The following is an 11,522-nucleotide window of genomic DNA, read 5'->3' on the forward strand; positions in this document are numbered from 1 at the left end:
TTTAACCGAGTCATTACGGGAGTTTATTATGCCAAAGCAAGACCGCCCAAATTATGAACGGGCGGTCAAGATAAAACCTATCAAATTCCCGTTGAAGAGCTCACGAAAAAAGAAAGAGAACTCTTAAACGAACAGCATTGTGCGAAGGCAGGAATCTGAATCTCACGATATGCGCAAGAAGAGCGAGATCCCGGATAAATGCTACGCATTTTCCGGGATGACGCGAGTGAGCTGGCGCATTTTCCGGGATGACGCGAGTGAGCTGGCACATTTTCCGGGATGACGCGAGTGAGCTGGCGCATTTTCCGGGATGACGCGAGTGAGCTGGCGCATTTTCCGAGATGACGCGAGTGAGCTGGCGCATTTTCCGGGATGACGCGAGTGAGCTGGCGCATTTTCCGGGATGGCGCGAGTGAGCTGGCGCATTTTCCGTGATGACGCCAGTGGGCTCGTGTGTTTCCGGGGAAGGTCGTGTGGCTCTGCATTTCCCGGTATGACAGAAGGGAGAACTGCAAACCAAGAACTTCTTAATCACTACCAAACAAATCACGGGTATACACTTTATCCGCCACGTCTTTGAGCTCATCTGCCAGGCGGTTTGAAACGATCACGTCGGCTTGTTGCTTAAACGCATCTAAGTCATTAATCACGCGCGAATTAAAGAAGTGTTCTTCATGGAGCACTGGCTCATAGACAATCACTTCAATGCCTTTGGCTTTAATGCGCTTCATAATGCCTTGGATGGAGGATGCGCGGAAATTGTCTGAACCGGCTTTCATGATTAAGCGGTAAATGCCGACCACTTTCGGTTGGCGCTTAATGATTGAATCAGCAATAAAATCTTTACGGGTGCGGTTCGCATCGACAATGGCGCCGATGATGTTGTTCGGCACTTCATCGTAGTTCGCTAATAGCTGTTTGGTATCTTTTGGCAGGCAGTAACCACCGTAGCCAAAGGACGGGTTATTGTAATGGTTGCCGATGCGCGGATCTAAGCCAACGCCTTCAATAATTTGGCGGCTATCGAGCCCGTTCACTTCAGCGTAAGAATCCAGCTCATTAAAGTAGGCAACACGTAGTGCCAGATAAGTGTTCGAGAACAACTTGACCGCTTCCGCTTCAGTTGAATTGGTAAACAGCACCGGAATGTTTTGTTTTACTGCGCCCTGAACCAATAGGTTCGCGAAGGTTTGCGCACGTTCACTTTGCTCACCAACAATAATGCGCGAAGGGTATAAGTTGTCGTACAGCGCTTTACCTTCACGTAAAAATTCTGGCGAGAACATAATGTTCTGGCAATCAAACTCCTGTTTGAGCTTTTCCGTGTAACCGACAGGAATGGTTGATTTGATCACCATCACGGCATTTGGGTTAATTGCCATCACATCACGGATCACCGCTTCAACGGAAGAGGTATTGAAGTAATTGGTTTTTGGGTCGTAATCGGTTGGCGTGGCAATAATCACAAACTCAGCGTCGCGATAAGCCAGTTCTTTGTCACCTGTCGCAGTAAAGTTAAGTTGCTTCTCTTTTTGTTTATGCTGTTTTAAGAATTGTTCTATTTCTTTATCAACAATCGGCGATTCGCCACGATTAAGCATATCTATTTTTTGTTGAACAATGTCTAGCGCAACCACTTGATGGTTTTGTGCTAACAGCATGGCGTTGGACAGACCAACATAACCGGTTCCTGCTACAGCGATTTTCATTTAATAGTCTCACAATGTACATATACAGTGGGCAGCCTTGAGGTGTTGAGTCTAGCATAACACACGACTAACTCAAAAATTCCTACATAACAGTCGACTAACTCGATATTTTCAACATAACACTCGACTAATTTTTGGTTGTTCGGATTAAAGTGAGAAAAAATGGGGGTATGTATTTTTGCTCTAGAAAAGCAAATGCACTACTCAAAGTTAATGGATTAAAGTTAATGGAGTTATAACAACGTATACACTTTAGAGGTGAGGTATGCGTACTCAAGTACGAAAAATTGGTAACAGCCTTGGCAATATAATTCCTGCTACGGTTACGATGATCTTGAAGCCAGTTTCTTATACACGGCATCTTTATCGCGTTTACCAATAGCGAGTACATATACGACGATTTCATCATCAATAACTTCATAAGCTAAACGATAACCTGCTGTACGCAACTTTATTTTATAAACCGATTCATAACCACGGAGCTTTGCCGATGGAACATGTGGGTTTTCAAGACGCTCCTTAAGCTTCTTCTTAAATTGGCTCTGAATTGGAGGCGCTAACTTACTCCATTCCTTTTGAGCGGCAGGTAAAAATTTAAGCTTATAAGTCATCGATATTAACTTCTACGGCTTCAGATAAATCACCACGACGGCTTTCCACTAACTTTGATAATTCGTAATCATCAAGCATATCCATAAGAAACTCATAGGTTTCAGCAGGAACAAGGTAAGCCGCTGGTTTATTATGATTTAAAATAGCGATAGCTGAACCATCAGCTTCATTTAATAGCGCTGTTGGATTTTTCTTTAACTCAGAAATACTCGCTGAACAATCAGCCAAAACTTGCCTCATAAAGCCCCCAATTAAGTGTTAAAATAAGTGCTTATTTTAGGGCTTTTTTACGCTGTTAGCAATCACACCTTAAACCCTGCCCGAGCAGGGCGAGGGAAAGTCACCAATCTGAATCATTCACTTATCCAGATCGACACAATTTGGATTCTATTTATTAATAATCGCCATATATTCAGCCACACCCTGTGCCACGGTTTTGAAGGTGTGGTTACAGCCTGTCGCACGCAGTTTGCTTAGATCTGCTTGAGTGTATTCCTGATACGCGCCTTTTAAGTGCTCAGGGAATGGGATGGTTTCCACTTCGCCTTTGCCGTGGAAGGCAATCACCGCGTTAGCCACTTCATTGAACGATTCAGCACTGCCCGTACCTAGGTTAAAAATGCCAGATACACCGTGTTGCATAAACCAGAGGTTTACCGCAGCAACATCACCCACGTAGACGAAATCACGCTTAAAGTGTTCGCTACCTGCAAACAGTTTTGGGTTTTCACCGGCATTCATTTGGTTGTTTAGATGGAATGCAACCGAAGCCATTGAGCCTTTGTGTTGTTCACGCGGACCGTAAACATTGAAATAACGAAAGCCAGTGATTTGCGATAGCTTCTCACCGTGCGCTTTAGCGTCGTCCCAAAGACGGCGTACGTAGTTATCAAATTGCTGTTTTGAGTAACCATAAACATTGAGCGCGCCTTCATACTGTTTTTCTTCAATGAAGGTATCGGTTTCACCGTAAGTAGCAGCGGAAGAGGCATAAAGGAACGGAATTTCGCGATCCAAGCAGTAGTGCAGCAACTCTTTTGAATACTCATAGTTATTGAGCATCATGTATTTGCCGTCCCACTCTGTGGTGGCTGAGCAAGCACCTTCGTGGAATATCGCGTCTATCGGGCCGAAATCGTCGCCAGCCATAATCTGCGTTAAGAAGTCATCGCGATCCATATAGTCGGTGATATCAAGATCGACTAAATTTTGAAATTTACGTCCGTTTTTTAGGTGATCGACCACTAAGATATCGTTAATGCCTTGCTCGTTTAGTGCCTTAACAATATTGCTGCCTATCATGCCGGCACCGCCAGTTACGATGATCATAATTTTTCCTTTTAGCGTTAATGCTTTGATGGGGATACCCAATAATGGCTGGATTATATCACGCTAGAATGAGAGGTCACTTTGAATGAGTTAGGATTTGCTTTCAGCGTAAGCCATTACATTTTGAGTTCACTGGAGATATCTTGCACTCGAATCAGGTGTTTTTGAGGCGACATATCGGATGACAAAATGCCTACGAAAACAACGGAATCCTCTCTTTTTACATAATAGATAACGTAATTTTTGATGGGGAATCGAAATGCGTTACTGGAAATATCTTCGATGTTAGCTCCCATATGTGGATTGTTAGCCAATGCCTGAAGCTTTTTAAATAAGGCGAACTTGTATTTATCCCACTGCTCATGTCCCCATTGTTTGAGTGTGTACTGCCTAATTTTAGCGATGTCAGTACGAGCATGCCCTTTAAGGTAGTATTTCACATTTTTCATTAATCATACTGACCAGATTCTAGCTCTTCAAAAAAGGTATCGCCATCAACCAAATCATCGTCATCGATATTGGAAAAGCGAAGCTTAACAAGCTCCATTTTTAGTTCTTCCATCGCTTGATAGTCTTTGCAAGACATGACGATAGCGACAGGTGTTCCGTTTTTCAGAATTTCAACAGGTTCGCTTTGAATGTTAATCAGCATTGTTCCGAATTTGGTTTTTGCTTCATTGGCGTTTAAAGTCTGCATAAGTTTTACTCAATTTCACGATTAGCATGAAAAATAGACGAATCGAACGATTTGGTCAAGTTGCAGAGGCTAGACCCGTTAGTTTGCACGCAGGTTCAAAAGACAAATGCACAGTATTGATGGGGAGAGTTGATTTACCTGTCATCCCGGAAAATGCGTAGCATTTATCTGGGTTCTGGTTTTTGCACATGTAGCGAGGCTTTTAGGAAACGCTGAAAATTGATAGCTATATGGCTATCTTTCTAAATATCACCTACAATGTTAGCTATATGGTTAATATTTTGGTGTGTTATGGCGAGCCGTGAAGAAATTGGTAAGCGTGTTTGTGCGAGCCGAAAAGCAATGGGGTTAACGCAAAAGGCGCTGTCAGAGATTATTCGGATTAATAAAACGACCATTTCAGAGATAGAGAATGGCCGTTTTACTGGTTCTTTTGATATCTTTGAACGGGTGATTGATGGTGTGGGTTTGCAATTTGAAATTGGCGAGAAAAAACACACATTGCCAGCGTGGGATGAAATTGAAGATCTGTTTGCGGAGGATTAGCGGTGTCAATATCGTCCAACTTACCAGAGAAAATTACTAAAATTAACGTCAGTGCGAATAGTCATGAGCTAGGCATATTGACTCATGGCTCGGTGCACAATTTTCAGCCGACACAAGAAAAGCAGCATGTGTCGTTGACCATGACCAAAAACAGTATGGATGGGTATTCTTCCGGTTCTTTGCATCCTATTTTTGCGCAAAATTTACCGGAAGGATTTAACCGTCGGTTTATTGCAGAAAAACTTGCCCGATATGCCAAAGTGAACGATATGTATCTGCTTGCTTTGCAGCAAGATCATGGCATTGGTATGCTCTCGTATCAGAGTGAGTTAGATTTGCCGCAAACAGAATCTGTCTCTTTACAAGATATTCTGACTTACAAAGGAAATGAGCCACTTTTCCCTCAATTATTAGAGACCTACTACCTACAGAATTCATTGGCAGGTGTCCAACCTAAGGTAAGTATCGCTAAGGCAACAAATGCTCTTAAAACTGACCGAACTGTTGAACAGAAAGATATCATAGTTAAAGCTTTTGATTCTGAGTTTCCGTTATTGACCGTGAATGAATTCGTTTGTATGGAAACGGCTAGATACTGTGGGCTAGAACCGCCGAAAACATACTTGTCAGATAGTCTTGAAACTTTTGTTGTAGAACGGTTTGATAAGCATGCTGATGGTACAAAGTTGGGGTATGAAGATTTTACAACGCTTCTGAAAAAACCGAACGATCCTGATGCCAAATATGCCGGTAGTTATGAAACGCTGCTCAATGCGACATATCTGTATACTCATAGCCAGAGTGAAACTGAAAAAATGTACCGATATATTGTATTTAATTGCCTTATTGGCAATGGCGATGCTCATCTTAAGAATTTCGCACTGCAGTATTCACCGGACATGAGCCATATCTATGTTTCACCACCTTTTGACATCACTCATACGATCATTTACGACTCAATCGATAATAAAATGGCATTGAAGTTGGCAAGCAGTAAAGAGTTTCCTGATAAGAATCATCTATTGAAATTAGCGGAAGGTAAAAATTTCAGGATTCGTGAGGCTCAAGAAATTATTGAAGCTATGAGTGAAAATATACTTAATTATCTGTTGAAATCAGATGAAATCCTCTTATTTGAAGGGCTACGTCGTTCGATTGAACAATCGGTGTCGAAGGTGATGACATCAAGCTATTCAACTAAAAACTACCGCCATGATCGGAAAAAGAAGTTTGAATGAGTTATTTTGTTCTTCATATTCCAGAGAATTCGATTTGCCGTCATTACGGAAACTCCACTCTACGTCATCCGGACAATTGATTCCTAGTTATTTCGGAAAGTGAATTCCTCGTCATCCCGGAAAATGCGTAGCATTTATCCGGGATCTAGTTCTTGTATATGTAGTGAGGTGAAGTGACCCCCAATAATTGGTTGTCCAACTCTTGGGGGTCACTTCAGACCGTAGGAACGAGAAAATCATTACACTTAGGTATAAATTTCGTAGGAGTAACTTGCTAATAAAATGGACGATTTAGCTAGTAAATTTTTTATGTGATTAAAATCTAACCGTAAGTTAAATCTGAGTTTTATTCTTTTTATCGTTCTATTACAACCAATAGATCATGACTATTTAACTACATTTTAATAATAAGCACTTCAGTAAAAAATATACCTAAGTATTAGGATGTTGCTTGGCTATATGAAACGTGAAACAAAACGGTTTAAAACAAGATAGGGATTTGATCATGTTAAAAAAACTTACTTTAGCAACTGCGGTCAGCACCATTTTAATGTCAGGTTCATTAATGGCAGCGTCACTCACCGTTGGCTTTTCTCAAATTGGATCTGAGTCCGGCTGGCGCGCCGCTGAAACAGCGGTATCCAAAGTTGAAGCAGAAAAACGCGGTGTGACACTGAAAATTTCTGATGCACAACAAAAACAAGAGAACCAAATCAAAGCGGTACGCTCCTTTATCGCTCAGGGCGTCGATGCCATTTTCATCGCGCCTGTGGTACAAACTGGCTGGGGGCCTGTGCTTGAAGAAGCCAAAGACTACGGCATCCCTGTCTTCTTGCTTGACCGTGGTATCACAGTCGAAGACGACTCACTTTATATGACGGCGGTAACGGCGGATAACGTTCTGGAAGGTGCGGTAGCGGGTAAATGGCTGATCGACACAGTCAAAGGCAAGTCATGTAATGTTGTTGAACTGCAAGGAACCGTTGGTGCCAGTGTGGCTATCGACCGTAAAAAAGGCTTTAGCGATGCGGTAGACAAAGTCGACAATATTAAAATTGTCCGTACTCAGTCAGGCGAATTTACCCGCAGTAAAGGTAAAGAAGTTATGGAAAGCTTTATTAAAGCGGAAAATAACGGCAAAAATATTTGTGCGGTCTTTGCCCATAACGACGATATGGCCATCGGTGCTATTCAAGCGATTAAAGAAGCCGGTTTAAAACCTGGCAGCGATATTTTAATTGTCTCTATCGATGCGGTTCCAGATATATTTAAAGCCATGATGGCAGGCGAAGCAAATGCGACGGTTGAGCTTACTCCAAATATGGCCGGCCCTGCTCTCGATGCACTGATTGCTTATAAAGATAAAGGCACCACTCCACCGAAGAAAATTGTTACCGAGTCTAATTTATATTTACCCGCTGATGCACAAGCTCAGTTAGATATGAAAAAAGACTTAGGTTACTAATTTTATTGTCGCCACCCTTTCCTAACGGGAGGGGTGGTTTAGATTGTTGGAGTTATTATGCCGTTAAACAATCCGCAAGATATCAATCAGCAAGCGACCAATCAACAAAATAGCGCTCAACAAAATATAGTGTTAGACGCCAAAGGAATGTGCAAATATTTCCCCGGTGTTAAAGCGCTGGAGAATGTCGCTTTTAGCCTAAGAAAAGGCGAAATCATGGCGCTATTGGGTGAAAATGGCGCGGGCAAATCGACGTTAGTCAAAACGTTAACTGGCGTGTATCAACGCGATGGTGGTGAAATCACGCTCGATGGCCAGTCTATCTCACCGCAAAATACCGCCCACGCCCAAAGCCTCGGCATTGGGACGGTTTACCAAGAGGTAAACCTACTGCCGAACATGTCTGTCATGGACAACCTTTTTATTGGCAACGAACCTAAAAAATGGGGCTTGATTGACCGCAAAACCATGGCGGAGAAAGCAGCTAAAATCGTGACCAGTTATGGTCTGGATATCGATGTCACTGAACCGCTCAACCACTTTTCGGTTGCTATCCAACAAGTGATTGCTATCGCCAGAGCCATCTCGCTTTCAGCCAAAATACTGATTCTCGATGAACCTACCGCCAGTCTCGACAGTAACGAAGTGAAGATGTTATTTAACATCATGCTCGGTTTAAAAGAAAAAGGCGTGAGCCTGATTTTTATCACTCATTTTCTTGATCAAGTTTATCAAGTCAGCGATCGCATTACCGTGCTACGCAACGGTCAGTTGGTTGGCACCAAAGAGACCCGCGAGCTGCCACAAATTGAGCTGGTGAAAATGATGCTTGGCCGTGAGCTGGAAGATACGGCACTGAAGCGCGCAGGGAAAACCCGCAAGCACAACGAACCTATGGTGGCTTTTTCCAACTACGGCAAAAAAGGCACCATCTATCCATTCAACCTTGAAGTTCATGCCGGTGAAATTGTCGGCTTAGCGGGTCTACTCGGTTCTGGTCGAACCGAAACCGCCAAAGTGATTTTTGGTATCGAACCGAGCGATTCCGGTAGCTGTACTTTACGCGGTAAACCGATACAGGTTCGCTCTGCTCGCCAGGCTTCTCATTTAGGTTTTGGTTACTGCCCTGAAGACCGTAAAACCGATGGCATTATTGGCGCAGCATCCGTTCGTGAGAACATTATTCTCGCTTTGCAGGCACAACGCGGTTGGTTTAAGCCCATTTCGCGCAAAGAACAAGAAGCCATTGCACAACGTTACATTGAGCAACTGGCGATCAAAACCCCGGGCCTTGAACAGCCGGTTGAGTTTTTGTCCGGCGGTAATCAACAGAAGGTACTGCTGGCTCGCTGGCTACTCACCAAGCCTAAATTTTTAATTCTTGATGAACCGACCCGAGGTATCGACGTCGGCGCTCACGCGGAGATCATTCGTTTGATCGAAAGTCTTTGTGCCAATGGGCTGGCGCTATTGGTTATATCTTCTGAGCTGGAAGAGTTGGTTGGCTATGCCGATCGCGTAGTGGTGTTACGTGACAGAAAACCCGTGGCAGAGATAGCAACCGAACAACTTTCCGTGCCAGCCATAATGCAAGCCATTGCGAGTTGAGGTGATTATGAATTCGCTCAATCCACTGCAGTCAGTCAAGAAGCCCGAGCAGCGCAATAAGTTTACCTTACCCAAAGGTACACCACAGTTTGCGGCGCTGATCCTGCTGTTCATTATTAACAGTCTTATCGCTGATAATTTCTTCTCGATTCACATTCAGGATGACCGCTTGTTTGGTAGTGTCATCGATATCTTTAACCGCGGTGCTCCTGTTGCACTACTGACCATCGGAATGACACTGGTGATCGCAACTGGCGGTATCGACCTTTCGGTTGGCGCAGTCATGGCGATCAGCGGTGCCGTGCTGGCCAGTATGGCAGAGCAAGGTTACCCACCAACGACCATTTTGCTCTGCTCAGTGCTCGCGGGGGTCGCATGTGGCTTATGGAATGGCTTTCTGGTCGCGGTGTGTAAAATCCAGCCGATTGTCGCCACCTTGATTCTGATGGTCGCCGGACGCGGTGTCGCACAGCTCATCACTGAAGGGCAAATTATTACCTTCAACAACGAAACGCTCTCTTGGTTTGGTAGTGGTTCACTGTTCTATTTCCCGACCCCGATCCTGTTGTTGCTGTGTGCGTTACTGATTGTTTGGGCGCTGACCAAGAAAACCGCCTTGGGGCTGTTTATCGAGTCGGTGGGCATCAACATCAAAGCTGCCAAAAATGCGGGCATTAACACCCCGGCGATTGTGATGTCAGTGTACGTCATCAGTGGGGTGATGGCGTCTATCGCAGGCATTATCATTGCCGCCGATATCAAAGGTGCTGACGCCAACAACGCTGGTTTATGGTTGGAAATGGATGCCATTTTAGCGGTGGTTATTGGTGGCACATCGCTAATGGGGGGGCGTTTTAACCTGATGCTGGCTCTGGTTGGTGCTTTTATCATTCAAAGTATCAACACAGGTATTCTGCTGTCAGGTTATCAACCGCAATGGAACCACATTGTGAAATCACTGGTGGTGTTAACCGTGTTGATACTGCAATCGCCGACGGTTATTCAACTGATTAAGAGGAAATAGATCATGATCAAGCGTAATTTTCCTCTGTTTATCACCATTACTGTGTTCCTGATTGGCTACGCGTTTTGTATGGTGGAGTTCCCTGCGTTTATGAGTACGCGGGTGATTTGTAACATTCTGACAGATAATGCCTTCTTAGGCATACTCGCTGTCGGTATGACCTTTGTTATCCTTTCAGGCGGTATCGACCTTTCGGTAGGCTCAGTGGTCGCGTTTACCGGTATCTTCCTCGCCACAGTGATTGGCGAATGGGGCGTTCATCCTTTCACTGCCATTATCATGGTGTTGGTGATGGGCGCACTGTTTGGCGGTTTGATGGGCTGGATTATTGATACCTTAAAAATCCCTGCCTTCATCGTCACCTTGGCAGGTATGTTCTTCCTGCGTGGTGTGAGCTTTTTAATCTCTGAGCAATCCATTCCTATTGAGCACCCTGTCTATCGTGAGATGTCACGCTTTTCATGGCACATCATAGGCGGAGGTCGCTTAAGTTTGTTGGCGGTGGTGATGCTTTTCATCGTCGTTATCGGCATGCTGGTAGCTCACCGCACCCGCTTTGGTAACAATGTGTACGCGATTGGCGGTAATGCGACTTCTGCGGGTCTGATGGGGATCCCAGTCAAACGCATCACCATTGGTATCTACATGCTTTCCACTTTCTTAGCCACCTGTGCCGGCATTGTGTTTTCTATCTACACCTCTGCGGGCTATCCGCTCGCTGCTGTCGGTGTTGAGCTGGATGCTATCGCGGCGGTGGTTATCGGTGGCACCTTGCTATCAGGCGGTGTCGGCACGGTATTTGGCTCGTTATTTGGCGTGCTTATCCAAGGCCTTATCCAAACCTACATCACCTTTGATGGCACCTTGAGTTCCTGGTGGACCAAGATCATCGTCGGTATTTTGCTGTTCAGCTTTATCGCTCTGCAACGCTTGCTGATCATCATGAGCGAACGCAGAAAAGTAGTGAACACCAGCCGGATTGGGTCGATTGCGGTGGAGTGAATGACGTTATCCCGGGAAATACACAAACTCCGCTATTTTGACATCCCGGAAAATGCGCCAGCTCACTCGCGTCATCCCGGAAAATGCGTAGCATTTATCCGGGATCTCGCTCTTCTTGCGCATATCGTGAGATTCAGATTCCTGCCTTCGCACAATGCTGTTCGTTTAAGAGTTCTCTTTCTTTTTTCGTGAGCTCTTCAACGGGAATTTGATAGGTTTTATCTTGACCGCCCGTTCATAATTTGGGCGGTCTTGCTTTGGCATAATAAACTCCCGTAATGACTCGGTTAAA

12 protein-coding genes are annotated in these 11,522 nt (G+C 44.5%); 6 read left to right on the forward strand and 6 right to left on the reverse strand.

Annotation, left to right across the window (positions count from 1 at the left end; genetic code table 11):
* Positions 1-527: 527 nt before the first annotated feature.
* From ACK5MF_RS09390 to ACK5MF_RS09415, 6 genes are all read right to left on the reverse strand, one after another.
* Entirely contained in the window at positions 528-1,709 is a 1,182-nt protein-coding gene (locus ACK5MF_RS09390; protein WP_416921559.1) for a nucleotide sugar dehydrogenase, read from the reverse strand.
* Between the two features lie 323 nt (positions 1,710-2,032).
* Positions 2,033-2,320, reverse strand: coding sequence for a type II toxin-antitoxin system RelE family toxin (locus tag ACK5MF_RS09395; protein ID WP_416921561.1), 288 nt, complete (start codon positions 2,318-2,320; stop codon positions 2,033-2,035).
* Complete coding sequence (locus ACK5MF_RS09400) at positions 2,310-2,561, reverse strand: type II toxin-antitoxin system Phd/YefM family antitoxin (protein ID WP_416921563.1); 252 nt, start codon at positions 2,559-2,561, stop codon at positions 2,310-2,312. The genes ACK5MF_RS09395 and ACK5MF_RS09400 overlap by 11 nt, the downstream gene beginning before the upstream one ends.
* A gap of 147 nt (positions 2,562-2,708) precedes the next feature.
* Positions 2,709-3,650, reverse strand: a complete 942-nt coding sequence (gene rfaD, locus ACK5MF_RS09405; RefSeq protein WP_416921565.1) for an ADP-glyceromanno-heptose 6-epimerase — start codon at positions 3,648-3,650, stop codon at positions 2,709-2,711.
* Between the two features lie 116 nt (positions 3,651-3,766).
* Complete coding sequence (locus tag ACK5MF_RS09410) at positions 3,767-4,099, reverse strand: type II toxin-antitoxin system RelE/ParE family toxin (protein WP_416921567.1); 333 nt, start codon at positions 4,097-4,099, stop codon at positions 3,767-3,769.
* The gene (locus ACK5MF_RS09415) at positions 4,099-4,347 is read right to left on the reverse strand and encodes a type II toxin-antitoxin system Phd/YefM family antitoxin (RefSeq protein ID WP_416921569.1); all 249 of its coding nucleotides are present in this window, start codon (positions 4,345-4,347) and stop codon (positions 4,099-4,101) included. Before ACK5MF_RS09415 ends, ACK5MF_RS09410 begins: the two co-directional genes overlap by 1 nt.
* 291 nt (positions 4,348-4,638) lie before the next feature.
* Here ACK5MF_RS09415 and ACK5MF_RS09420 point away from each other — a divergent pair, with 291 nt between their 5' ends.
* The 6 genes from ACK5MF_RS09420 (at position 4,639) to yjfF (ending at position 11,230) form a co-directional block, all read left to right on the forward strand.
* Positions 4,639-4,893 carry a helix-turn-helix domain-containing protein gene (locus tag ACK5MF_RS09420; RefSeq protein WP_416921571.1) on the forward strand — a complete coding sequence of 85 codons (255 nt, stop codon included), beginning with the start codon at positions 4,639-4,641 and terminating at the stop codon, positions 4,891-4,893.
* A gap of 2 nt (positions 4,894-4,895) precedes the next feature.
* On the forward strand, positions 4,896-6,131 hold the full coding sequence (locus ACK5MF_RS09425; protein WP_416921573.1) for a type II toxin-antitoxin system HipA family toxin: 1,236 nt from the start codon (positions 4,896-4,898) through the stop codon (positions 6,129-6,131).
* Positions 6,132-6,636: 505 nt separating this feature from the next.
* Positions 6,637-7,596, forward strand: coding sequence for a galactofuranose ABC transporter, galactofuranose-binding protein YtfQ (gene ytfQ / locus ACK5MF_RS09430; RefSeq protein WP_416921575.1), 960 nt, complete (start codon positions 6,637-6,639; stop codon positions 7,594-7,596).
* A gap of 57 nt (positions 7,597-7,653) precedes the next feature.
* Positions 7,654-9,204, forward strand: coding sequence for a galactofuranose ABC transporter, ATP-binding protein YtfR (gene ytfR, locus ACK5MF_RS09435; RefSeq protein ID WP_416921577.1), 1,551 nt, complete (start codon positions 7,654-7,656; stop codon positions 9,202-9,204).
* Positions 9,205-9,211: 7 nt separating this feature from the next.
* Entirely contained in the window at positions 9,212-10,228 is a 1,017-nt protein-coding gene (gene ytfT / locus ACK5MF_RS09440) for a galactofuranose ABC transporter, ATP-binding protein YtfT (RefSeq protein WP_416921579.1), read from the forward strand.
* Positions 10,229-10,231: 3 nt separating this feature from the next.
* Positions 10,232-11,230, forward strand: coding sequence for a galactofuranose ABC transporter, permease protein YjfF (yjfF, locus tag ACK5MF_RS09445; protein WP_416921581.1), 999 nt, complete (start codon positions 10,232-10,234; stop codon positions 11,228-11,230).
* Positions 11,231-11,522: the final 292 nt, after the last annotated feature.

This window comes from Vibrio sp., assembly GCF_047973365.1.
Taxonomy (GTDB): domain Bacteria; phylum Pseudomonadota; class Gammaproteobacteria; order Enterobacterales; family Vibrionaceae; genus Vibrio.

What these genes read in the sequence shown, in the direction of transcription:
- yjfF (WP_416921581.1), top strand. Translation starts at nt 10,232, where the DNA reads ATGATCAAGCGTAATTTTCCTCTGTTTATCACCATTACTGTGTTCCTG.
- rfaD (WP_416921565.1), bottom strand. Translation starts at nt 3,650, where the DNA reads ATGATCATCGTAACTGGCGGTGCCGGCATGATAGGCAGCAATATTGTT.
- ACK5MF_RS09395 (WP_416921561.1), bottom strand. Translation starts at nt 2,320, where the DNA reads ATGACTTATAAGCTTAAATTTTTACCTGCCGCTCAAAAGGAATGGAGT.
- ACK5MF_RS09415 (WP_416921569.1), bottom strand. Translation starts at nt 4,347, where the DNA reads ATGCAGACTTTAAACGCCAATGAAGCAAAAACCAAATTCGGAACAATG.
- ACK5MF_RS09400 (WP_416921563.1), bottom strand. Translation starts at nt 2,561, where the DNA reads ATGAGGCAAGTTTTGGCTGATTGTTCAGCGAGTATTTCTGAGTTAAAG.
- ACK5MF_RS09410 (WP_416921567.1), bottom strand. Translation starts at nt 4,099, where the DNA reads ATGAAAAATGTGAAATACTACCTTAAAGGGCATGCTCGTACTGACATC.
- ACK5MF_RS09390 (WP_416921559.1), bottom strand. Translation starts at nt 1,709, where the DNA reads ATGAAAATCGCTGTAGCAGGAACCGGTTATGTTGGTCTGTCCAACGCC.
- ACK5MF_RS09420 (WP_416921571.1), top strand. Translation starts at nt 4,639, where the DNA reads ATGGCGAGCCGTGAAGAAATTGGTAAGCGTGTTTGTGCGAGCCGAAAA.
- ytfR (WP_416921577.1), top strand. Translation starts at nt 7,654, where the DNA reads ATGCCGTTAAACAATCCGCAAGATATCAATCAGCAAGCGACCAATCAA.
- ytfT (WP_416921579.1), top strand. Translation starts at nt 9,212, where the DNA reads ATGAATTCGCTCAATCCACTGCAGTCAGTCAAGAAGCCCGAGCAGCGC.
- ytfQ (WP_416921575.1), top strand. Translation starts at nt 6,637, where the DNA reads ATGTTAAAAAAACTTACTTTAGCAACTGCGGTCAGCACCATTTTAATG.